General features: G+C 33.8%; 26 protein-coding genes. 23 read left to right on the top strand and 3 right to left on the bottom strand.

Translation table 11 applies throughout. The annotated features are described in order from the left end of the window. Positions 1-4: 4 nt before the first annotated feature. Entirely contained in the window at positions 5-1,549 is a 1,545-nt protein-coding gene (locus tag QMA06_RS02160; RefSeq protein WP_290205209.1) for a RagB/SusD family nutrient uptake outer membrane protein, read from the top strand. Between the two features lie 535 nt (positions 1,550-2,084). Here QMA06_RS02160 and QMA06_RS02155 read toward each other — a convergent pair. Further along, on the bottom strand, positions 2,085-3,713 hold the full coding sequence (locus QMA06_RS02155) for a sodium/sugar symporter (protein ID WP_290205208.1): 1,629 nt from the start codon (positions 3,711-3,713) through the stop codon (positions 2,085-2,087). A 128-nt stretch (positions 3,714-3,841) separates the two neighbouring features. Between QMA06_RS02155 and QMA06_RS02150 the strand changes: the two genes are divergently transcribed. From QMA06_RS02150 to QMA06_RS02125, 6 genes are all read left to right on the top strand, one after another. Next, positions 3,842-4,837, top strand: a complete 996-nt coding sequence (locus QMA06_RS02150; RefSeq protein ID WP_318036587.1) for a GntR family transcriptional regulator — start codon at positions 3,842-3,844, stop codon at positions 4,835-4,837. Positions 4,838-4,848: 11 nt separating this feature from the next. Next, complete coding sequence (locus tag QMA06_RS02145) at positions 4,849-5,745, top strand: aldose 1-epimerase (protein WP_290205207.1); 897 nt, start codon at positions 4,849-4,851, stop codon at positions 5,743-5,745. Beyond that, a complete protein-coding gene (gene galK / locus QMA06_RS02140) occupies positions 5,742-6,893 on the top strand; it encodes a galactokinase (protein ID WP_290205206.1) in 1,152 nt (383 codons plus the stop codon). Before QMA06_RS02145 ends, galK begins: the two co-directional genes overlap by 4 nt. A gap of 18 nt (positions 6,894-6,911) precedes the next feature. Further along, a complete protein-coding gene (locus tag QMA06_RS02135) occupies positions 6,912-7,934 on the top strand; it encodes a UDP-glucose--hexose-1-phosphate uridylyltransferase (RefSeq protein WP_290205205.1) in 1,023 nt (340 codons plus the stop codon). Positions 7,935-8,137: 203 nt separating this feature from the next. Next, on the top strand, positions 8,138-8,974 hold the full coding sequence (locus QMA06_RS02130; protein WP_290205204.1) for an EcsC family protein: 837 nt from the start codon (positions 8,138-8,140) through the stop codon (positions 8,972-8,974). Positions 8,975-9,251: 277 nt separating this feature from the next. After that, a complete protein-coding gene (locus QMA06_RS02125) occupies positions 9,252-9,470 on the top strand; it encodes a PID-CTERM protein-sorting domain-containing protein (RefSeq protein ID WP_290205203.1) in 219 nt (72 codons plus the stop codon). On the opposite strand, the gene QMA06_RS02120 is transcribed toward QMA06_RS02125, so the two are convergent. Then, positions 9,467-10,057 carry a riboflavin synthase gene (locus QMA06_RS02120; RefSeq protein WP_290205202.1) on the bottom strand — a complete coding sequence of 197 codons (591 nt, stop codon included), beginning with the start codon at positions 10,055-10,057 and terminating at the stop codon, positions 9,467-9,469. The genes QMA06_RS02125 and QMA06_RS02120 overlap by 4 nt on opposite strands. Before the next feature lie 291 nt (positions 10,058-10,348). Between QMA06_RS02120 and pdxA the strand changes: the two genes are divergently transcribed. From pdxA to QMA06_RS02040, 16 genes are all read left to right on the top strand, one after another. Then, complete coding sequence (pdxA, locus tag QMA06_RS02115; protein ID WP_290205201.1) at positions 10,349-11,389, top strand: 4-hydroxythreonine-4-phosphate dehydrogenase PdxA; 1,041 nt, start codon at positions 10,349-10,351, stop codon at positions 11,387-11,389. Positions 11,390-11,468: 79 nt separating this feature from the next. Continuing rightward, positions 11,469-12,011 (top strand): YceD family protein, encoded by a 543-nt coding sequence (locus QMA06_RS02110; RefSeq protein WP_290205200.1) that lies wholly within the window; start codon positions 11,469-11,471, stop codon positions 12,009-12,011. An 8-nt stretch (positions 12,012-12,019) separates the two neighbouring features. After that, entirely contained in the window at positions 12,020-12,223 is a 204-nt protein-coding gene (rpmF, locus tag QMA06_RS02105) for a 50S ribosomal protein L32 (RefSeq protein WP_115815437.1), read from the top strand. Positions 12,224-12,400: 177 nt separating this feature from the next. Then, positions 12,401-13,396 (top strand): beta-ketoacyl-ACP synthase III, encoded by a 996-nt coding sequence (locus tag QMA06_RS02100; RefSeq protein WP_290205199.1) that lies wholly within the window; start codon positions 12,401-12,403, stop codon positions 13,394-13,396. Positions 13,397-13,428: 32 nt separating this feature from the next. Further along, positions 13,429-13,917 carry an acetyl-CoA carboxylase biotin carboxyl carrier protein gene (gene accB, locus QMA06_RS02095; RefSeq protein ID WP_290205198.1) on the top strand — a complete coding sequence of 163 codons (489 nt, stop codon included), beginning with the start codon at positions 13,429-13,431 and terminating at the stop codon, positions 13,915-13,917. A 93-nt stretch (positions 13,918-14,010) separates the two neighbouring features. Continuing rightward, entirely contained in the window at positions 14,011-15,363 is a 1,353-nt protein-coding gene (gene accC, locus QMA06_RS02090) for an acetyl-CoA carboxylase biotin carboxylase subunit (protein ID WP_290205197.1), read from the top strand. A gap of 242 nt (positions 15,364-15,605) precedes the next feature. Continuing rightward, positions 15,606-16,721, top strand: a complete 1,116-nt coding sequence (locus QMA06_RS02085; protein ID WP_290205196.1) for an NAD(P)/FAD-dependent oxidoreductase — start codon at positions 15,606-15,608, stop codon at positions 16,719-16,721. Between the two features lie 3 nt (positions 16,722-16,724). Further along, the gene (mtgA, locus tag QMA06_RS02080) at positions 16,725-17,408 is read left to right on the top strand and encodes a monofunctional biosynthetic peptidoglycan transglycosylase (protein WP_290205195.1); all 684 of its coding nucleotides are present in this window, start codon (positions 16,725-16,727) and stop codon (positions 17,406-17,408) included. A gap of 12 nt (positions 17,409-17,420) precedes the next feature. Beyond that, on the top strand, positions 17,421-17,873 hold the full coding sequence (locus QMA06_RS02075) for a 3-oxoacyl-ACP synthase (protein ID WP_290205194.1): 453 nt from the start codon (positions 17,421-17,423) through the stop codon (positions 17,871-17,873). Positions 17,874-18,000: 127 nt separating this feature from the next. Then, positions 18,001-19,128: an NAD(P)/FAD-dependent oxidoreductase gene (locus tag QMA06_RS02070; protein ID WP_290205193.1), complete on the top strand. Its 1,128-nt coding sequence runs from the start codon at positions 18,001-18,003 to the stop codon at positions 19,126-19,128. Next, a complete protein-coding gene (locus QMA06_RS02065; protein WP_290205192.1) occupies positions 19,125-19,844 on the top strand; it encodes a methyltransferase domain-containing protein in 720 nt (239 codons plus the stop codon). Before QMA06_RS02070 ends, QMA06_RS02065 begins: the two co-directional genes overlap by 4 nt. Positions 19,845-20,009: 165 nt before the next feature. Then, positions 20,010-21,062 (top strand): type III polyketide synthase, encoded by a 1,053-nt coding sequence (locus QMA06_RS02060; RefSeq protein WP_290205191.1) that lies wholly within the window; start codon positions 20,010-20,012, stop codon positions 21,060-21,062. A gap of 87 nt (positions 21,063-21,149) precedes the next feature. After that, positions 21,150-21,608 (top strand): 3-hydroxyacyl-ACP dehydratase FabZ family protein, encoded by a 459-nt coding sequence (locus QMA06_RS02055; RefSeq protein ID WP_290205190.1) that lies wholly within the window; start codon positions 21,150-21,152, stop codon positions 21,606-21,608. 115 nt (positions 21,609-21,723) lie between these two features. Continuing rightward, positions 21,724-23,004, top strand: coding sequence for a beta-ketoacyl-[acyl-carrier-protein] synthase family protein (locus tag QMA06_RS02050; protein ID WP_290205189.1), 1,281 nt, complete (start codon positions 21,724-21,726; stop codon positions 23,002-23,004). A 115-nt stretch (positions 23,005-23,119) separates the two neighbouring features. Beyond that, positions 23,120-23,371: an acyl carrier protein gene (locus tag QMA06_RS02045; RefSeq protein WP_290205188.1), complete on the top strand. Its 252-nt coding sequence runs from the start codon at positions 23,120-23,122 to the stop codon at positions 23,369-23,371. Beyond that, positions 23,371-23,931: a 4'-phosphopantetheinyl transferase family protein gene (locus QMA06_RS02040; RefSeq protein WP_290205187.1), complete on the top strand. Its 561-nt coding sequence runs from the start codon at positions 23,371-23,373 to the stop codon at positions 23,929-23,931. Before QMA06_RS02045 ends, QMA06_RS02040 begins: the two co-directional genes overlap by 1 nt. Before the next feature lie 64 nt (positions 23,932-23,995). On the opposite strand, the gene QMA06_RS02035 is transcribed toward QMA06_RS02040, so the two are convergent. Then, positions 23,996-24,175, bottom strand: a complete 180-nt coding sequence (locus tag QMA06_RS02035) for a hypothetical protein (RefSeq protein ID WP_290205186.1) — start codon at positions 24,173-24,175, stop codon at positions 23,996-23,998. Between the last annotated feature and the right edge of the window lie 56 nt (positions 24,176-24,231).

Raw genomic sequence — 24,231 nt, 5'->3', positions numbered from 1 at the left:
TAAAATGAAAAACTTATTTAAACTAATTATAGTTTTTAGTGTATTGCTAACTATAACGTCATGTTCCGACGATGAATTTTTAGAACAAACATCACCAGACCAATTAACGACAGAAAATTTTTGGAGAAATGCCGAAGATGCACAGTCGGGTTTGGTTGCAGCATATTCAGAATTAGAATCAAGAAGTAATTTTTGGGATGGCTGGCAAGAAGGAAGACCTGTTATAGAATATTTTAAATCCGACTATGCGCTTCCAGGACCTGACGCAAGTAACTATGCGCATTGGATGTCAATATTCAATTTTAGCTATACTAATGGTCATACCTTTATAGATGTTTTATGGACCACTAATTATAAAGGACTGAATTTTTCAAACCAAGTTATTACTAAAGTAGGGGAAATGACATCCAATCAGATTTCCGATGCAGAAAAACGTCAAATTATTGGAGAAGCTACATTTTTAAGAGCTTATTACCATTTTAAATTATTGACACTTTATGATAAAATAATTTTAAGAACCGAAATAATTTCTAATGAAACCTTAGACAAGCCATTGGCTTCTAGACCAGAATCTTGGGAGGTTGTTATTAACGATTTTACTGAAGCAGCAGATATGTTGCAAACAGCTGATAACACTGAGCCGGGCAGAGCAACTAAAGGTGCTGCTTTGGCTTATTTAGGAAAAGCGTATATGTATAAAGCAGGTGATCTGTCTTCTGCTGAATCTTCAGATTTTCAAAATGCAGTTTCAGCCTTTGAGCCAATTATAAATGGATCTGCTGGTGCTTATGATTTAGAGTCTGATTTCTCAAGTTTATTTAACGGAGAAAACGAAAATAATATAGAATCAATTTTTGAACTTCAATTTAAAAGTGGAGATGCTACCTCCTGGAATGCTACTAGGTTACATGCTTTTGTAGGCGATTGGTCTATAGGAGGATGGGGAGGTCTTGCAGCAACAATGAACGTTGTAAATGAAATGAAGAGCGAAGGTATGGTTGCAAATAATGGGTTGTATGATAATAGGTTATATGGCTCACTTTATTTTAGAGATCCGTTTTATAATAATACCAGTACAAATGAAATGCAAGGCAGTACTTGGGATGTGTTAATGAACGATACATACGGAAACACAAATGAAAATGCAGCTTATTTTAGAAAATGGTTACCAAATTATGTATCGAACAGTGGTTATGTAGGGGTAAATGTTGTTTTAATGCGTTACGCCGATGTGTTACTAATGTATGCTGAAGCCTTAAATGAAACAGGGGATACACCTCAGGCTATCAATATTATAAATGAAATTAGAGCCGTTCATGGTCTTATGCCTCCTATTACTGTAAGTTCTCAAGCCGACGTTAAAAATCAAATTATCCATGAGAGAACTATGGAGCTCACATTAGAATCTGTACGGTTTTTTGATTTGAGACGATGGGGAATGTTAGATCAAGCCATGCAAGCAGCTGGCAGAACTGGTTTTAATGCTGAGTCTCATGCTTATTTGCCTGTTCCTTTGTCAGAAATCCAATCAAATTCCCAAATTGATTAGTTAATTTTTTTTTTTGAATTAGTTAAAAGGGGGCTGTCATTAATTGAATGAAAGCCCTTTTTCTGTGCAGTAAACACAATTTATTTTATCGTAAAAAAAATAATTATTGCTAGCCACTTAAGAACATCTCTTTTATAAAACATATATGTGATGTATTTCACTGTAATTAGACTTTAAGCATACTACATTAATTACGCATCTAAAAAATCTCATTTTTAGGCCTTTGATCTTGACTTAATTTCATTTCAATAAAGGTAACTATCCTTCTAGTCATGTTGCTGAAAAAATTAAAAATCCATTTGATTAGAGATTAGTTCTAGTCGTAGATATTAATACCGAAGCATTAAATGAAAATAGCAAAACGGTATTGGCAATAGATAAAATTATAGTAGGTAAATTAAAAAAGTAGAATTAATGGTTGCTAAAAGCACCTAGCGCGTCATGCGTTCTAGGTGCTTTTTTTATTCTAAAATTTAAGACTGTATTCTTTGCGCGTCAGTTCAACGTTTTTATTCCTTAAATAGCATTATGAGTATTACCAGAATAAGGCATATAAAACCGTTAGAAGCAAGCAAATAACCATAGATCCAATATTAAATAATGGGGATGTTTTAAATAGGTTTTTAGAAATTTCTATACCTTTCTCGTCATCGGCACCTTTGTTTTGAAGATAGCTTAATACAATAATTATGGACATGGTAACTAATGCGGTAATGCCCATTTGATGCATCCAAGGTTCAAAAACAGGAATTGGAGCAAATTTTAGAATCAAGGCAACCGGAATCGATAAAATAGCTCCCCAGATAGCGGCATTATTTGTAGTTTTCTTCCAAAATAAACCTAATAAAAATACGGCTAATATTCCCGGACTTACAATTCCTGTGTATTCTTGAATAAATTGAAAAGCCTGATCAATGCCACCTAATAACGGCGCGACTATAACGGCAATTAATAAAGCTACGGCACCAGAAATACGACCGATATTAACGGTTGTTTTATCTGACGCTGTTTTATTTATGTACTGTTTGTAAATGTCCATGGTGAAAATTGTAGACGTTGAGTTTACCATAGAAGCTAGAGAGGACACTACTGCTGCTGCCAAAGCGGCAAAAGCAATACCCTTAAGACCTACAGGTAAAAATTGGAGTAACCATGGATAAGCTTTGTCAGCTTGTTCAGTAGTTGGTAAATTTAGCATGCCAGCTTCACCTAAATTAGTTATAATTGCTGGGTCGTTAACCATCACATAAGCTGCGATGCCAGGCACAACAACAATTAAAGGAATTACAAGCTTTAGAAAAGCAGCGAGTAGAATTCCCTTTTGAGATTCCTTAAGCGATTTTGCAGCTAAAGTACGCTGTATAATATACTGATTGAAGCCCCAGTAATATAAATTAGCAACCCATAAACCACCAACTAAAACCCAAATACCAGGAAGGTTGACGAAATTGTCATTCGTTTCGTCGAGTATCATATGAAATTTATCGGGTGCAGCGTCCCAAACTTTTGTGAAACCAGCTATAACACCTTCTCCACTAGATACTGTGTTTAGGGCTAAGTAGGTGGTAACTAATCCGCCAAGTACTAAGAAAACGACTTGGATAACGTCTGTCCAAGCTACTGCAGATAAGCCGCCATATAAAGAGTATGCAGCAGCAAATAGGGCTAAACCAATGATAGCGTATATCATATCAATCCCCATAATCGTTTCTATAGCTAGCCCTCCGAGATAAAGCACGGACGCCAGGTTAACGAAAATATACAAGCCTAACCAAAATACAGCGAGAATAGATTTAAGGTTTGTGGAATATCTTTTTTCAACAAATTCAGGAATGGTATATAGACCTTTTTCTATAAATATGGGTAAAAAATACTTCCCAACAATAATAAGGGTTAAAGCAGCCATCCACTCATATGAAGCTATAGCAATACCAAGTGCAAAACCAGAGCCAGACATGCCAATAAATTGCTCGGCTGAAATATTTGCAGCTATTAATGATGCGCCGATTGCCCACCACGGCAAAGATTTGCTGGCTAAAAAGTAATCCTCTGCATTTTTCTGATGCCCTTTTTTGTCTCTTGAAACCCAAAGTCCAACGCCTAAGATTAAGGCGGCATAGGCTATAAAAACGATATAATCTAACATTTGGAAACCTGCTGTCATAATAATGAAATGGTATTAAATGGTTGTTTTTTGAACTCAAATATATATAATAAATTGCTTTATTTACCGATTCTAGATTGATTTTTAAATACTAGTACGAACTAGTATGTTTTTTGATTATATTTGTTATGATGATAAATGTAAAAAACCACATAGGCGTTCCTAAATACAAGCAAATTATAAATGCTATAGAAAAGGCGATAAGTGAAGGAGAACTTCAAAAAGGCGACCAGATTCCTTCCATCAATCAAATAAAAAATGATAATAAGCTTTCTAGAGATACTGTTCTCACTGCGTTTAACGAACTTAAAAATCGAGGTATCATCACATCCATTGTCGGAAAAGGATATTATGTGAGTAGTGAAAATGTGACAGTAACCCAAAATATATTTTTACTTTTTGATGAACTCAACTCTTTTAAGGAAGATCTTTACAATGCGTTTATTGATCATTTAGGTTCAAATATTAAGGTCGATATTTATTTTCATCACTTTAATCGCAATACGTTTAAAAAAATAATTTCTGATAACAAAGAGAATTATAACTATTATGTGATTATGCCTGCTAATTTCATTAATACAAAATCAATTATTGGGCAATTACCAAAAGATAAAGTTTATATACTAGATCAATTACATAGCGATCTAAAAGATTACCCTGCGGTTTATCAGAATTTCGAAAAATCAATTTTTAACAACTTGACAAGCGTATTAGAAAGCATTAAAAAATATCAAAAATTAATTCTTGTGTTTTCTGATGATAAACAACCCGATGCGATGCAGAATGGATTTATTGCGTTTTGCGAAAATCATAACATATCATATGGTTTAGTAGAGCATCTTAAAGACAAAATGCTACAAGAGGGTGAATTGTATATCATTCCTGAAGATAAAGATTTGTTAAGGCTCATAAAAAAAATGAAAACCCAGGGATTAATCATGGCTCAAGATATTGGCGTAATTTCTTATAATGAAACGTTATTAAAAGAAATTGTAGAAGGTGGTATTACTACTATATCAACCGATTTTGAAGGTATGGGGAAACGATTAGCTGAAATGATACTTGCTAAGGACCAACTTCAAATTGAGAACCCAAATCAATTAATCATTAGAAACTCATTGTAAATTTATACTTAGTGTACATAATAACGCATCATACAAATAACAATCAGGTTGAAATAAAAAATAAAGAGTACGGCACTTATGCTAAACTTCATCTCAACGATGGAGCCAGTTTGCAAAAGCTTGTTGTAAACAATATAACACTCATTTCAGATTTAGAGCCTTTAACTTACCAAAATACTTTTGCTTCTGCTGTATTATTTCCTTTCGCAAATAGAATAGAGGATGGGTCGTATAAATTCAATACTAAAACCTTTCAACTAGATATTAATAACAAAGAAGAACATAATGCGTTGCATGGTTTGGTCTATAATAAGACGTTTTTAATTAAAGCAAAATCTGCTGATAAGCATAGTGCGCAGATAATATTGGAGTATGAATACAATCGGCCAGAAACTGGATTTCCTTTTCCATTCCGTATGCAGTTAAAATACACTTTTACCAAAGAAGGTTTAGATTTTAATATTTTGGTTGAGAATACATCTGAAATCGCTTTTCCTTTTACCATAGGCTGGCATCCTTATTTTCTAAGTCATAATCTCAACAAAAGCGTTTTAAAATTTGATAGTAATTTAAAATTGAATATTGGAGAACGTAATATAGGTATGGGTCTATTAGAGATAAATCCAGTTAAAAGTTTGAACTTAAAGCAGAAAATCTTAGATGATTGCTGGCAAATAAATGGCAATACTGTAGTTTTTGAAACCCCTAAATATAAACTTCATTTAGCCTCGTCAGAACCTAATGGTTTTCTTCAAGTTTATACTCCACTCAAAAAAAACACAGTTGCTATAGAACCGTGCACAGGACTTTCTAATAGTTTTAATAATAAAATCGGATTAAAAATTCTAGACCCAAAAGCAGTATTTGACATTACGTGGTCTATTGGGTTGAAAACAAAATTATTATGAGCGAGAATTTGATCAAAAAAGTTGAAAGATCATTTAAAAATGAATTCAAATTAAAACCAGTAATAGTGTTTTCTCCAGGACGAATAAATCTTATTGGAGAGCATACGGATTATAATGAAGGATTTGTATTGCCTGCAGCTATTAATAAAGGTATTGCATTGGCTATTAGTAAAAGCGAGTCTAAAACATCTACGATCATTGCTTTAGATAAAAATGAAATTTATGAATTTGAAACTAAAACTATTAAACCTTTAACCGATGGTGGGTGGAGAAACTATGTTTTAGGCGTCATTTCAGAATTGCATAAATTAGGTAAGACAATCGCTCCATTCAATGCAGTTTTTGCTGGAAATATTCCAGATGGGGCTGGGTTATCTTCTTCGGCTGCTTTGGAAAATAGTTTCGTTTATGGATTAAACGAATTATTCAATTTAGGCCTGTCTAAACAAGATATGATTTTTGTGTCTCAAAAAGCAGAACACAATTACGCAGATGTAAAATGTGGAATTATGGATCAGTATGCAAGTATGTTCGGCATAAAAAAGAGTGCCTTACTTTTAGACTGTAGAACCATTGCCTCTAAGTCATACAGAATAGATTTTAAAACTTATAAATTAATGCTTATTAACACCAATGTTAAGCATAATTTATCAGAAAGCGCTTACAATGAAAGGCGTACGGTTTGCGAAAAAGTATCAAAGCAACTCGGAGTTAAAGCTTTAAGAGATGTTACAAAAATTGATCTAGACAGTATTAAGGATACTATAACTACGGAAGACTACCAAAAAGCATTATATGTTATTGATGAGAATAAGCGCGTAAAACTATGTGCTAAAGCTATAGAAGCACATGATTTAGAAACTATTGGCAATTTATTGTTTCAATCTCATAATGGATTAAGGAATCAATATAAAGTAAGTTGTGATGAGCTCGATTTTTTAGTTGATATGGCAAAGGAAAGCAATGGGGTTCTAGGATCCCGAATGATGGGTGGGGGTTTTGGTGGCTGCACTATTAACTTGGTGAAAAAGAACGCTTATAAAAAATATAAGAAACAGGTTTTCAAATCGTACACTAAACAATTTGGAAAAAAATGTTCTATTTACAAAGTAAAACTATCACAAGGAACACGTATGGTTAAGTCCTAATTATAAAATTAAACTAAGATGAACAAAGACCTACAAGAGTATTCGCATAAGCGTTATAATATTCTAACTGGAGAATGGGTTCTCGTATCTCCGCATAGGGCAAAGCGACCATGGCAAGGACAGAATGAGACGATACCTAATGAGCAACGACCATCGTACGACCCAATATGTTACTTGTGTGCTGGGAATACTAGAATTAACGGTGAACAAAACCCTAAGTACGAAGATGTATATGTTTTTACAAATGATTTTGCAGCCTTACAAACCACATCTCCAAATTTTTTTATAAATGAAGGTTTGTTAAAAGCGCAAAGTGAACAAGGAATTTGCAAAGTAGTATGTTTTAGTCCAGATCATTCTAAAAGTTTAGCAGACTTGACTGTTATTGATATTAATAAAGTCGTTAAAGCATGGCAGAAAGAATACATGTTGCTAGGTTCAAATGATATTATAAATTATGTTCAGATTTTTGAAAACAAAGGTGCTGTAATGGGTTGCAGCAATCCACATCCGCATGGGCAAATTTGGAGTCAATCGACATTACCGAATGAAGTGGTAAAAAAAGATGAACGGCAAAGCGCTTATTACAATAAAAATAAAAGCAGTTTGTTGGGTGATTATCTAAAACAAGAAATCCAAGCTAATGAGCGTATTATCTATGAAAATGAAGACTTTGTTGTGCTAACACCATTTTGGGCGATTTGGCCATTTGAAACTATGATTGTGCCAAAACATAATCACACTAATATCACAGAGATTTCAGATAATGAATGTCTAGCTTTTGCAGATGCCATTTCGAAAATCACTAAAGCTTATGACCAATTATTTGAGTGTTCATTCCCTTATTCTAGTGGAATTCATCAAGCACCAACGGATGGAAAACCTAATACACATTGGCATTGGCATATGAGTTTTTATCCTCCTTTACTACGAAGTGCTACTGTAAAGAAATTTATGGTAGGTTATGAGATGTTTGGGTCGCCACAGCGTGATATTACCGCAGAGCAAGCTGTGGAACGTCTCAAATCATTAGTAGATTAGTACCATAAATTGATGATTTTTTCTATTAAAACACGTTTCTTGGGGGGTGTTATTAATAGGTGACCTCTTCCTTAATTTAAAACCCTTATATTTTGCTTGGAGTAACAAAGCCACAATTATTACGACTAATGTAGAGCAGTTCGTTTTTATATAAACAAAGCGGTGGCCATGCCATTAAATTAAGAAAAGTTAAACTTGAAACCTTGAACCTCATCACCAATACCTTAGCAGAAGAAGATAAAGATGCCTTAATGCAAGCAAAATCTAGCATGCAGAATTTAGGTTGGGCCATTCGGAACGTTAATAAAATAGGAAGTACGGTAGAAACGGGAATTAATTATGTCCCAGAAAATGTATTAGTTAAAGTACAGAAGATCACAGAATCTGTATTATTAAAAATCATAAAAGCTAACTTACTTACCATTCAAAAAGACAAAAAGTTTAAAAAACCGTCTAAAGTCACCTATAAAAGTATAGTCACCGGTACTGGTGCTGTCAGTGGCTTTTTTGGTTCTTCTACAGGTTTAGGAACTGCTATTTTTGCATCTGAAGTTACGATTACAACTAAATTTTTACTGCGAACTATTATGGATATCGCCCGTAGTGAGGGCGAAGATATCTATACGTTTGAAGGGCAAATGGCGTGTTTGCAAGTTTTTGCACTTGGTGGAGATTCAAAAGATGATGATGGTATGGAAATGAGTTATTACACCACACGTATGGCTTTAAATTCGGCCTTAAATAATGTGTCATCGGCTGGATTAAAAATGGGTTTGGAAAGCTTAATAAAAGGCGCTGGCGTTTTAGGTTCTGGCGCTCTTGGAAACTTTATATCAAAAATCGCTACGAGATTAAGTCTATTAATTAGTGAAAAGTTTTTGGCACAAGCAGTACCTATTGCTGGAGCGATCGGTGGCGGTGGATTAAATTACGTATTTGTTGATCATTTTCAAAAAATGGCAACAGCGCATTTTACAATTAGACGCTTAGAACGAAAATATGGAGCGAATGAGATTAAGCTAATTTATGAGAATGTTTAAACAAATTTCTATAACAAGATAAGATATACTGTTGAAGGCTAAAGCGATCTAATGTAAATTCTAGGTTAAATTCGGTATAAGTTAAAACACTATTGATAGTTATAAGAAATAAATATTATATTTGTCGCTGATACAATGTTAGAAATGTAGCTCTCTTCCCTAATTTAGGCTCATTTTTAACCATTCGTCGGAATAATTTGCCGTTTAAAGATGTTCTTTGTGCGATTTAATTTTGTGAATTCAGTTTTTTTTATACTTTTACACCTTTACCTCTAAAATGCAGAATAAGTATATATTTGCCTCAATTTTAATTAGTTTCGTAGGTTTAGCAGCTATGGCTCAAGAAAGTGGTAGGTTTCCTTCTCCTCCGACTCCCTCTAATGGACCAGGACCACCGGGTCTTCCAATTGACGGAGGAATTGTTATACTATTTGTAATTGCTTTGATTTTTGGTGTTTATAAAACATATGGTTTAGTCGCTAAAAAAACATCTTAATTTCTTAGCGCATTAAGTCGTTTCACATATTTTCCAATTACATCAAATTCTAAGTTTACCGTATCTCCTATTTTTAAATTTTTAAAAGTCGTGTTATTATAAGTATAGGGTATTATGGCGACAGAAAAACTATTTAATTGGGAATTTACAACTGTTAAACTCACTCCGTTAACCGTAATAGAGCCTTTTTCAATTGTAATATTATTAAGAGCGCTATCATATTCAAAAGTATAAATCCAACTGCCATTGTCTTCAGAGATAGCTATGCACTTTGCTATTTGGTCTACATGGCCCTGTACAATATGACCATCTAAACGATCACCCAACTTCATAGCGCGTTCAATATTTACAATAGTATTTTCTTTTAAATAACCAAGGTTAGTTTTGTCTAAAGTTTCTTGGATGGCCGTTACGGTGTACGTATCACCGTTAATTTTAACAACCGTAAGACAAACACCATTATGTGCCACGCTTTGATCTATTTTTAAATCATTTGTAATAGAGGTGCGAACCGTAATATGTAGATTTCCCCCATCTTTCACTAAACTTTTTATTATACCCAGATCTTCAATAATACCTGTAAACATATATTTTATTTAATTAAATTTGTAATTGCAAAGTTAAACCCAAATTATGGAATAAACCTTTGTTAAATATACGCATCTTGAATATTAACTTGAAAATACATCACCAACGGTAGCAAAAGTGTTTGTTTCTTAATATCACTTTTAAGCATTCGGAAAATCGTTAATATCTCAGCTTTGTGTACAAAGTGTGAATTTTTTAGTCAAGAAATGATAAATTGGGTATAATACAGAAAACTTTGATTGGAATAAATATATTATTCATTGCATAAATTATTAAGATAGAATTAATCTATGAAACATAAAAAAACGGTCCTCGTAGGCATTTCAGTTGGTGACCTTAATGGAATAGGACCAGAAATTATCCTTAAAGCTTATGAAGATCCTAGGTCTTTAGAACTAAATACCCCTATTATCTTTGCATCGGGGAAAACCATGCAGTTTTTTAAAAATCATTTTAAAAGCAAAATCAATTTTTCAATTATTGATTCACCTGACAAAGCTGTTGTTGGGAAGGTTAATGTGGTCAATGTTTGGAATGAAAACGTTTCTATCGAATTTGGAAAAGAGAATATAAAAATTGGTGAATATGCTATAAAATCGTTAGAGGCAGCTACTGCCGCTTTAAAAGACGGTGTTATAAATGTCTTGGTAACGGCCCCAATTAATAAACATAATATACAATCTGAAAAATTTAATTTTCCTGGTCATACCGATTATTTGGCAAAAGCATTAAATGGAAAAAGCTTAATGTTTATGGTTTCAGATGATTTACGTGTAGGGCTTTTAACCGATCACGTTCCTTTAAAAGATGCGAGTCAAACCATAACTGAGACGCTTATAATTGAAAAATTGACAACGGTAATTAAATCATTACAACAAGATTTCGGAATTAGAAAACCAAAAGTAGCCGTATTAGCTATTAATCCACATGCGGGCGATAACGGAGTAATTGGTAATGAAGATGATACCATATTAAAACCCACCTTAGAAAAAATAAAATCACAAGGTAATTTGGTTTATGGCCCTTATTCTGCGGATAGTTTTTTTGGGTCAAACAATTACAAGAATTTTGATGCCATTATTGCATCGTATCACGATCAGGGCTTAATTCCATTTAAAACCATAGCATTTGGTCAGGGTGTCAATTTCACGGCCGGATTAGATAAAGTAAGAACATCTCCAGACCACGGCACTGCTTATGAAATTGCAGGAAAGGGTGTTGCTGATGAAAGTTCAATGAAACAAGCTATTTTCACGGCGATCAAAATTTTTCAACTTAGAGAAGCCTATAATTACTATAGCAGAAACCCACTAAAAAAGGGATCTAGATAGTTATAAACAAAATTTGTTGATATCTAGGCTTTAAGTAACGAAAATTTTATATATTTGCACGCTCAAAATGAATGTGATAATGAAGGCATTGAAATCTTATACCGTCCCTTTTGTTGGATTAAAAGTAGGAGAGCATAATTTTGATTATCAAATTGATAATACGTTCTTTAAGCATTTTGAATATGATGAGTTTAACGCGGTTGATGTAAAAATCGACTTAAAATTCGAAAAAAAAACGACACTTTTAGAGTTGTATTTTTCAGCAAAAGGTTCAGTAAATATTAATTGTGATATTACGAACGAACCTTATGATCAGTCTATTGATGACAGTTTTAAGTTAGTCGTTAAGTTTGGAAATGAATTTAATGATGATAATGAAGATATATTAATTGTACCCCATGGAGAATACGAAATTAATGTGGCGCAGTATATATACGAACTTATTATTTTAGCAGTTCCAATAAAACGTATTCATCCAGGTATTGAAGACGGTACAATGCAGTCTGAAATACTTTCAAAATTAGAAGAATTAAGTCCACAAAAGGACCAAAAGGTAAAATCATCTGAGGACGACATTGATCCTCGTTGGAATAATTTAAAAAAACTATTAACGGATAAATAACATTTAAAATGGCACATCCAAAGCGTAAAATATCGAAAACAAGAAGAGATAAAAGAAGAACACATTATAAAGCTTCTGTACCTCAAATAGCAACTTGCCCAACAACTGGTGAGCCACACTTATACCACAGAGCTCATTGGCATGAAGGTAAATTATATTACCGTGGTCAAGTACTTATTGATAATTCTGTTGAAGAAGAAAACGCAGCATAATTACTATGCATGCATACAAGAAAACGCTCCTTTGTGAGCGTTTTTTTTGTTATTATTTTTTCAATAGCGCAAAAACCACTTACTTTGCGTAATAATTTGCCTAAAAATGGTAAAAACTGATTGAAACGCTTCAATTTTTGTCATTTTTCCATACTTTTAATTATCAAATTCCTAATAATGAGTAAAATCACAGCGGCGATTACAGCTGTCGGAGGCTATGTTCCTGACTTTGTTTTAACTAACAAGGCGCTAGAGACTATGGTCGAAACCAATGATGAGTGGATTACCACAAGAACTGGTATCAAAGAACGTAGAATCTTAAAAGAAGATGGAAAAGGAACATCGTTTTTAGCCATTAAAGCCGCAGAAGATTTAATTCAGAAAAAAGGATTGGATCCTAAAGAAATAGATTTGGTTATTGTCTGTACGGCAACACCAGATATGAAAGCGGCTGCAACAGCAGCATATACAGCAACACAAATTGGAGCAGTAAATGCGTTTTCTTATGATTTGGAAGCGGCATGTTCTAGTTTTCTTTTTGGTATGTCAACGGCATCAGCCTATATAGAGTCTGGTCGTTATAAAAAAATTCTCTTAATTGGAGCAGATAAAAATTCATCTTTTATCAATTATAAAGACAGAGCAACGTGCATTATTTTTGGAGATGGAGCGGGAGCAGTGCTTTTTGAACCTAATGAAGAGGGCTTAGGTCTGCAAGATGAATTACTAAAAAGTAATGGTGAGGGTCGTGATTTTCTTCAAGCGACTTATGGAGGTTCTTCATACCCTATAAATGAAAATACATATAAAGAAGGCAAGCATTATATTTTTCAGGATGGAAAAACTGTATTTAAAAATGCTGTGTTCAATATGGCCGATGTTTCAGAACGCATAATGCAAAGAAATCAGCTTACTAATGATGATATTGCGTGGCTTGTGGCACATCAGGCCAATAAGCGTATTATTGATGCTACTGCAAACAGAATTAATTTAGAAGACGAGAAAGTAATGATGAATATCCAGAGGTATGGTAATACAACTTCTGCAACATTACCATTATTATTATACGATTACGAATCGCAACTTAAAAAAGGCGATAAAATAATATTCGCTGCTTTTGGTGGCGGATTCACTTGGGGCTCAATTTATTTAAAATGGGCTTATAATTCCTAATAAAACACTAACTAACAAATATCTAAAACATTATGGATTTAAAAGAAATTCAGAACCTAATAAAATTTGTAGCTAAATCTGGCGCAAATGAGGTTAAGTTGGAAATGGATGACGTTAAAATAACAATTAGAACAGGTTCCGACGAAACTACAATTGTACAGCAGGTTCCTATGCAAGCAGCTCCAGTAATGCAGCAACAAGTGCCTTCACAACAGGCTCCAGTTGCTCAAGCACAAGAAACGTCTGCTGCCAATTCTCAAGCAGCAAATGAAGATTCTAAATATATTACAATAAAGTCTCCAATAATTGGGACATTTTATCGCAAGCCATCACCAGACAAACCCGTTTTTGTTGAGGTTGGTACGGACATAAAAGAAGGCGATGTACTTTGTGTTATTGAAGCGATGAAATTATTTAATGAAATTGAATCCGAGATTTCTGGAAAAATTGTAAAAGTACTTGTAGATGATTCGTCTCCAGTTGAGTTCGATCAACCGTTATTCTTAGTAGATCCGTCATAAATTTTAAGTTTAGAAGTTTTAAGTTTTAAGTTTAGATGCAGCGATGTTTAAACCAAAAAACGACTAAACAATTAGACTCTTAAACTAAAAGATATGTTTAAAAAAATTTTAATTGCCAATAGAGGTGAAATAGCACTAAGAGTTATTAGAACCTGTAAAGAAATGGGCATACAAACTGTAGCTGTTTATTCTACTGCAGATGCGGATAGCTTACATATTAAGTTTGCTGATGAAGCCGTTTGTATAGGTCCTCCTCCAAGTAGTGAATCTTATCTTAAAATATCTAATATAATAGCAGCAGCTGAGATTACAAATGCAGATGCTATACATCCAGGATATGGATTCTTATCTGAAAATGCAAAGTTCTCCAAAATATGCGAAGAACATGGTATTAAGTTTATTGGGGCTTCAGAAGATATGATTAACAGAATGGGTGACAAGGCAAACGCTAAAGCAACCATGAAAGCCGCAGGTGTACCGTGTGTACCAGGAAGTGAAGGTGTTATTGAAACTTTTGAAGATTGTAAAAAGGTTGCCAAAGAAACTGGCTATCCAGTAATGCTTAAAGCATCTGCCGGTGGTGGTGGAAAAGGTATGCGTGCCGTTTGGAAACCAGAAGATCTTCAAAATGCTTGGGAATCTGCTCGTTCAGAATCTAAAGCCGCATTCGGAAATGATGATATGTACATGGAGAAACTCATTGAAGAGCCAAGACATATTGAAATACAAATTGTTGGTGATTCACGTGGAAAAGCCTGTCATTTATCGGAAAGAGATTGTTCTATTCAAAGACGTCATCAAAAATTAACAGAAGAAGTGCCTTCTCCGTTTATGACCGATAAACTGAGAACTAAAATGGGTAAAGCTGCAGTAAAAGCTGCTGAATATATTAAATATGAAGGAGCTGGTACCGTTGAGTTTTTGGTAGATAAACATAGAAATTTCTATTTTATGGAAATGAATACGCGTATCCAAGTAGAGCACCCAATTACAGAGCAAGTTATTGATTTCGACCTAATTCGCGAACAAATCTTAGTCGCTGCTGGTGTTCCAATTTCTGGTAAAAATTATACCCCAAATTTACATTCTATTGAGTGTAGAATTAATGCTGAAGATCCGTTTAATGATTTTAGGCCTTCTCCAGGAAAAATCACCACACTTCATGCACCAGGCGGACATGGAGTAAGATTAGATACCCACGTATATGCAGGTTATAGTATTCCTCCAAATTACGATTCTATGATCGCAAAATTGATTACAACGGCTCAAACTAGAGAAGAAGCTATCAATAAAATGAAACGTGCATTAGATGAATTTGTAATAGAAGGTATTAAAACCACCATACCATTTCACAGACAACTAATGGACCATCCAGATTATTTAGCAGGAAATTATACCACTAAATTTATGGAAGACTTTAAAATTCAAAGAGAGACTGAAAAATAAATATCAACCCAAGCTAATACGCTTGGGTTTTTTTAGGCCTATTTTTTCTTTTTTATTAAAGAAATTATAGATTGAAAATTAGACTATTATACGTTGTCAGGTTTTAAAACTAAATAGGTTAACTTTTACATATTTGTTAACAATAACAGACTGAGCACAGAAAGTCACCAAGAAAAATAGTTCTAGAATAATAATATTAATTATATTTAAAAGCTCCTTAATCTGGAGCTTTTTTTTGTGTTATGAATCTATCGTATTGGGAAATAAAAAATTGGTTATCTCACATTGATTTTACAATTGTCGGGAGCGGTATTGTAGGGCTTAGTTGTGCTCTACAATTGAAGAATCGCTTTCCTAAAGCTAAAATTGTAATTATAGAAAAAGGAATTCTTCCACAGGGAGCTAGTACTAAAAATGCTGGTTTTGCTTGTTTCGGCAGTTTAAGTGAAATAATAGATGATTTAAAATATCATACTGAAGAAGAGGTACTAAATCTTATTCAAAACCGTATAAACGGACTCCAATTGCTTAGAAAAACGCTAGGTGATAGATCCATAGATTATCAGAATTTGGGCGGGTATGAATTATTTTCAGATGCTAATGAAAAACTTTATTGTACCTGTGTAGATAATCTAAAAGCGATTAACCATCTGTTAAACCCTATTTTCAATACAGAAGTGTTTTCTTTTAGAAAGAATATGTTTGGTTTTAAACATATAAAATCAAACTGTAGTTTCAACTCTTTTGAAGGACAAATTGATACAGGAAAAATGATGAACGCGTTATTGAATAAAGTTCAAGCCTTAGATATAAAAATTTTAAATAACACAACGATAGATGCCTTTTCTGAAGATATAAATTCGGTAAAACTTAAAACAAACCATTTCAACTTTAGTACCAAAAAGTTATGTATTGCCACTAATGGATTTGCTAGTCAATTGAATATTCCCAAGGTAAACCCAGCTCGGGCGCAAGTAGTAATAACAAAACCAATTAATAACTTACCTATTAAAGGCACGTTTCATTTGGACGAAGGATTTTACTATTTTAGAAATATTGATAATAGAATATTGCTTGGGGGTGGACGAAATTTGGATTTTAAAACCGAAGAAACTACGGAATTTGGACAAACGGAAATCATTCAAAAGAAACTCGAAGCGTTACTCAAAACTACAATTTTACCTAACACAAATTTTGAGATAGAACATCGCTGGTCTGGAATTATGGGAGTAGGCAAAAAGAAGAAACCAATAGTAAAACAATTATCAAATAACGTATTTTGTGGAGTACGATTAGGAGGCATGGGAGTTGCAATTGGCAGTATTATAGGTAAAGAACTAGCAGAACTCGTAGAATAACTTATGAAGCGAATATTTCGATTTTTCATTAAAATATTACTTTGGAGTATTGTCCTTTCTGTAGGTTTGGTGGTGCTATTTAAATATGTACCTGTGCCTGTAACTCCGTTAATGGTTATTCGTTATTTCGAAGACACAAAAGCTACCAAAACCAAATGGGAACACAATTGGGTGGCTATAGATAATATTTCGAAGCACATACAACTTGCTGCCATCTGTAGCGAAGACCAAAAGTTTATGGAACACAACGGTTTTGATATTAAAGCTATTGAAAAAGCTTACGAGTACAATAAACAGGGAAAACACATTAAAGGCGGAAGTACTATTAGCCAGCAAACCGCAAAAAATGTGTTCTTATGGCCAGATCGTTCATGGTTACGGAAAGGGTTAGAAACGTACTTTACATTTTTAATTGAAATATTTTGGAGTAAAGAGCGGATTCTCGAAGTCTATTTAAACAGTATTGAAATGGGAAATGGTATTTATGGAACAGAGGCAGCAGCGCAATACTGGTTCAAAAAATCGGCTGCGAATCTGAGTGCACAAGAAGCCGCAGCTATTATTGCAATATTACCAAATCCAAGAAATTACAAGGCAAATCCGGCTTCGGTATATATTCAAGGCCGAAAACAATGGATTGTTAAGCAGATGCGATTTTATGGAAAATTTAATTTGAATTCTGATTAATAAATAGGTCAAATGAGTTCTATAAAAACAAAGTTATACAATCAATGTGTGGAATTTTTGGAAGCGCGATTAACCATTGTAAATCAAACGATTTCAGACCTTCAAAACGCATTACAAGCCGAAACCAAAAGTAGTGCTGGAGATAAGCACGAAACAGGTCGCGCTATGCTGCAATTAGAACGCGAAAAAGCAGGTAACCAATTGGCCGAAATTGAAAAACAAAAGCAAATCCTTCAGAAAATAAATCCTGCATCAAACTATCAAAAAGTGACTTTAGGTTCCGTGGTAAAAACAACAGGAGCCAACTACTTTATTTCTATTAGTGCTGGTAAAATAGAAGTAGAATACAATTCTTATTTTGCGATTTCAGCAGCAACACCAATTGCACAATTGTTAATTTCGAAATGCGTTAATGATACGGTTCGATTTAGGGAAACTGAATTTACAATTCTAGACATAATTTGAACGCGTGCAATAGAAAAACGTTAAACCTATTCCTTTTGTCTCATTTCTAGCTTAACTTCACATCACAGTTTTAATAAGCGATACCGAAAAAATAAGTGTTGCCTACTTTCAAGAACTTTAAAGGACAATGCAACAGTGCGATGTGATTATTATTGGAGGTGGTTTAGCAGGTTTAACTAGTGCTATTCATTTATCAAAAGCAAATTTCAATGTTTTATTGATTGAGAAAAACGAATATCCAAAACATAAAGTATGTGGAGAATATATATCAAATGAAGTCTTACCGTATTTAAATTATCTCGGTTTCAATCCCTTTGAACACGGGGCTAAACAAATTTCAAATTTTAAATTAACAACCCACAGCAACAACCGTATTACAGCGAAATTACCCCTTGGTGGTTTTGGAATGAGCCGATATGAATTAGATTTTCAATTATACCAATTAGCACTTAAAAATGGAGTGGAAGTGGTTAAAGATTCGGTACTAGATGTAAAGTTTAAAGATGATATCTTTCAAGTTGAAACCAAAACTCAACAAATTCTTCACACAAAAATTGTGATTGGTGCTTATGGCAAACGTTCAAATTTAGATGTACATTTCAACCGAAAATTCATCAAAAAAAAATCGCCTTATTTAGGAGTTAAAATGCATTTTTCTGGAGATTTCCCGGAAGACATGGTTGCACTTCATAATTTTAAAGGTGGTTATTGTGGAGTGTCAAAAGTAGAAAGCGATCACATCAATCTATGTTATATAACCAATTTCGAATCTTTCAAAAAATATAAGGACATTGAAACGTTTCAAGAAGAAGTCCTGTTTAAAAATTCAGCATTAAAAGCGATTTTTAAAAACTCGAAACCAGAATTTGAGAAGCCTTTAACCATAAGTCAGATCTCATTCAAGACCAAAAAACCTGTTGAGAACCATATTATTATGTGTGGAGATACGGCGGGCATGATTCATCCATTATGTGGAAACGGTATGGGCATGGCGATTAGAAGCGCACAATTAGCATCGCAATTGATTATTGATTATCTTCATGGAAAAATTGTATCACGCCAAACATTAGAAAACACGTATACTGAACGTTGGAAAAAAACGTTTGGGATGCGACTGAAAGTCGGCCACATCATTGCTTATTTATTTAGGCAAAACTGGTTAGCCTCAAAACTGTTAACTGTTTTAAACGTGATGCCATATTTAATGCCATTAGTAATAAAAATGACACATGGTAAACCGATGAAAATCAAATGAGTATATTTATAGATACCACATTTCGCAGTAATAAGACCGAAATCATGGACGATTTTACCTTGAAAGGGGAATTGCTTCGGGACACCTTGGATAAGCTTGGAAATATAAATAAATGGTTGGGCGGTAATCAAATAACATTAAATGGTATAGACCAATTAATGCTTAATCAGCCGAAAGATAAAATTTATACAATAATTGATTTAGGTTGTGGTCATGGAGACATATTAAGATTAGTTGCAAAATATGGCCGTAAGCATCGGTATAACTTTCAATTAATTGGTATTGATGCTAATGAAGATGCTATTGCTTATGCTACTGAACTATCAGCCAATTTTCCAGAATTGAGCTTTAAAACGATTGATATTTTTTCTGAAGAATTTAAAAATATAAATTTTGATATTGCGCTAACCACCTTGTTTCTACATCATTTTAAAGATGAAGATATCGTCAAAATATTAAAGGATCTTTCGAAATATTCTAATCTCGGAATTGTAATCAACGATTTGCAACGTAGCAAATTAGCGTATATTTTGTTTAAATTATTAGGGTTGACTATTTCAAACCATATGATCGTTCAAGATGGATTAACATCTATATTAAGAGCGTTTAAGCGAAAAGATTTAGAGCAATTTTCAACACAGTTGAATGTTAAATCTAAAATCCGGTGGAGATGGGCATTTCGTTATCAATGGATTATTTTCGGGAGAATCCACTAGAAATAAATAAATTCTATATATTAAAGATTATTATTCTCTTATTAATCAATGAGAAAGAATATTTTTTTGTTTTAAAGCTAGTATATAAAGCTTCTAAAGGATTATAAAATGAAAAAAAAGGGGAAATATTAATCAAAAATATTTCTGCCGTAGCAGTAAGAAGGTATGAGCGTAAAAATAACAGCAGTAGCCAAACAACTACCAAAATACACGAGAGAGACCAAAGATATTTTACCTTTTGTTGAATTATGGTTAGATAGTAAAGAGGAGCGTTTTAAACGAAAAGTCTTAAAGATTTTCGAGAATGCTGCAGTAGATAGACGCTATTCTATTATGAATCCAGAAGAGGTATTTTTAATGACTTCTTTTGAAGAAAAGAACGACATCTATACCAAAGAATCTATAAAATTAGCCGAGGCTAGTTTGATAAAAGCTTTAAAGAAAGCCAATTTAGAACCTACTGATATTGATTATATTATAACGGTAAGTTGCACAGGTATTACGATTCCGTCATTAGATGCCTTTTTGATTAATAACTTAAAAATGAAACAAGATATAGTGCGCTTGCCAGTTACGGAAATGGGTTGTGCGGCAGGAGTTTCTGGAATCATATATGCTAAAAATTTTTTAAAAGCGAATCCAGATAAACGCGCTGCAATCATTGCGGTAGAATCGCCAACGGCCACCTTTCAGCTCGAGGATTATTCTATGGTTAATATTGTGAGTGCTGCCATATTTGGTGATGGGTGTGCAAGCGTAATCCTATCGTCTTACGAAAATGAAGAAGGACCAGAAATTATAGACGAAGCCATGTATCATTTTTATGATGCCGAACACATGATGGGGTTTAAATTAAAAAACAGCGGCTTGCAAATGGTATTAGATCAATCGGTACCGCAAACTATTGCCAATCATTTTCCAAATATTATTCATCCGTTTTTAGAGCGAAATAATTTATCCATTGGAGATATTAACCATTTGGTATTTCATCCTGGAGGTAAAAAAATAGTACAAACCGTAGAAGAATTGTTTGGCGATTTAGGTAAAAATATAGATGATACCAAAGAGGTGTTAAGACTATATGGCAACATGAGCAGTGCCACGGTGCTGTATGTTTTAGAACGATTTATGGATAGGAAATTGCCCAAAGGTGATAAAGGAATTATGCTCAGTTTTGGGCCTGGTTTTTCTGCGCAGCGTGTTTTGTTAGAGTGGTAAAAATTTAAATATTAAAAAGTAAATTTTAATGTATCTTAAGATTGTATTGCGTAAAAATTATCTATAAAATCAATTGATTTTCAAATAATGAATAAAAGCCAAATTATAACATACTTACCTTATCAAAAACCATTCTTATTCGTTGATGGTATCGATTCCGTTTCAGAAAACGAAATTACGGGCCATTATACTTTTAAAACAAACGAATTTTTTTATCAAGGGCATTTTAAAAATAATCCCGTCACTCCAGGAGTAATTCTAACAGAATGTATGGCGCAAATTGGTTTGGTGTGTTTTGGTATTTATTTATTAAAAGAAGAATTAAATAATTTTAGCTCACCGAAAATTGCGTTAACATCACATCAAATGGATTTTTACTTACCGGTTTTACCTAATGAAAAGGTGACAGTTATTTCAGAAAAAGATGTGTTTCGGTTTAATAAGTTGAAGTGTAAGGTGAGGATGATGAATGAGAAAGGAGAATTGATTTGTAGGGGTTTTATTTCTGGAATGGCACAAATTCTTGCGAAGGCAGAAATCTCATAATTGAGAAGCCGAACTGAGGGTTTAATAACACATTTTATAGTTTTGTAGAACATAGAAAAATTTTAAGTTTAAGTAATAATCCCTACGTTTCGGGACGGCTTTCGCACAATTGTGGATGAAAAAAAGAGTAGTTATAACAGGCTTAGGCGTAGTAGCACCAAACGGAGTTGGAGTTGCCGATTTCACTAATGCCTTAAAACAAGGAAAATCAGGGATCACATTTCATCAAGATTTGAAAGACCTCAATTTTTCGTGTCAGATTGGAGGCATACCTCAAATTTCAAAAGATAAAATTTCAGTCTATTTTACCGATTTACAATTAAGAGGATTCAACAGCTCCGGAATTTTATATGGATGTATGGCAGGCATTGACGCATGGAAAGATGCAGGTTTTGATATGAATCCTGAAAGTAAACTCGACTACGACACAGGACTTATTTTCGGAACAGGAACCTCTGGAGTTGAGAAGTTTCGTGAAGCCATTTACAGTTTAGACGAAGGGAATGTAAGACGCTTAGGAAGCACCGTTGTGTTGCAAACTATGGCTAGTGGTGTGAGTGCGTATCTCAGTGGCATGTTGGGCTTAGGAAATCAGGTAACCACTAATTCATCAGCTTGCACTACAGGAACAGAAGCGTTACTAATGGGCTATGACCGCATTATCAACGGCAAAACGAAACGCATGCTAGTAGGCAGTTGTAGTGATCACGGTCCATACATTTGGGGAGGTTTTGATGCCATGCGAGTAATGACTTATAAACATAATGAAAACCCTGAAGAAGGCTCTCGACCAATGAGTGCCACCGCAACAGGATTTGTGCCAGGCAGTGGAGCAGGAGCTATGGTTATAGAATCTTTAGACAGTGCCTTAGAACGTGGTGCAAAAATATATGCTGAGGTATTGGGCGGAGAAATAAATTCTGGAGGTCAACGTCAAGGAGGCACGTTAACGGCACCAAATCCTGAAGCTGTACAGCGTTGTATTGAGAAAGCCATAGAGAATTCAGGAATAACATCCAATCAAGTACAAGTGATTAATGGACATTTAACAGCCACTTCAAAAGACAGTCTAGAAATTGAAAATTGGTCGAAAGCCTTAAATAGAACAGGAAACGATTTCCCCTATATAAATTCTACGAAATCCATGATTGGCCATTGTTTGGCTGCAGCAGGGGCGATTGAATGTGTGGCAAGTGTAATTCAATTAAAAGAACAATTTGTGGCACCTAATATAAATTGCAGCGATTTACATCCCGAAATTGAATCTACTGTAAAACCAGATAAAATCCCAACGAAAGCAATCGATGTTAATTTCGATGTGTTGGCCAAAGCGAGTTTTGGTTTTGGCGATGTGAATGCGTGTGTGGTTTTTAGGAAGTTTATTAAAATTTCGTAAGTTTTTAAATTGTACTAGGTCTAAATATTCACGACACTTTGCTTAACTTTACAATAGAAAATTAGTTTAATTAAAAAATCTCGAAGTGTCGGGCCCACCTTCGTGAAAAATGAATATGACAAAAGACGAATTAATCCCTAAATTAAAAACTATCATCGCACCATACATTCAAGATGAAGAAGCTTTTAAAAATTTAACAGAAGAAACTGATTTTGTAAATGATTTAAAAATCAATTCGGCCAACTTAGTCGATATAATCCTTGATATTGAAGATGAATTCGATATTCGATTAGAAAATGAAGACATGGAAAAAATGCTCGATGTAAAATCGGCCATGGACATTATAAATGCGAAATTGGAACGTTAATGGTAGGTAATGACATTGTCGATTTGGTAGAAGCAAAAAGCGCATCAAATTGGCAACGTCCTCGATTTTTAGAAAAGCTGTTTACTAAAGCAGAACAAGAATTAATTTATAATTCTGAAAATAAATTCCTTATGGTTTGGCGACTTTGGAGTATGAAAGAAGCATCATACAAACTCTACACTCAGCAAAACCCAAGCCGATTCTACAATCCAAAAGGTTTTGAATGCCACATCGAAAATGAAAATGGGACAGTAAGATATAACAACTTTAAATGCCAGACTAAAACTAAATACACTTCAAATTATATCTTGTCTGAAGCCCGAATTTCAGACTTTAAAATGACTTCAAAAGTGATTGGATTAAAATCTGACATCACAAACATTCAAAGTGAAATTATGAAACAAACATTGTTGAATGAAATTTCGACGTTGTTTCAGGTTTCAATTTTGGATTTAAAATTTAAAAAGTCAGAATTAGGAATTCCATCTGTTATAATTAATTCTGAAGAGATTCCAGTTAGTTTGAGTTATCATGGTTCTTTTGGTGCTTATGTGATTTGAATTGGTTAGAAATGTTGCAGGTCAGCACTAACAAGCCTGGTAAATTAATTTACTTTTAGAATAATTATTGTTGACACCAATTTTTATACATGGTGTATAGTTTTGCACTAGAACCACTTGAACCATGTTGTGTTATTAATATGTTGTTTTTTGAATTTATTAAAAAAAAGATGTGGTTTTTACTATTAGGATAATCGGCATCTAAAATGGTTTTTACATCGGCTTTGCCCAAATCGGTCAACATTGATTTATTAGTGAGCGTAATGACGTATTAAAACCGCTAATATTGTGTAATAGAAT

It is taken from the genome of Winogradskyella bathintestinalis, from assembly GCF_030407435.1.
Taxonomy (GTDB): domain Bacteria; phylum Bacteroidota; class Bacteroidia; order Flavobacteriales; family Flavobacteriaceae; genus Winogradskyella; species Winogradskyella bathintestinalis.
This window is presented reverse-complemented; position numbering and strand designations above follow the sequence as displayed.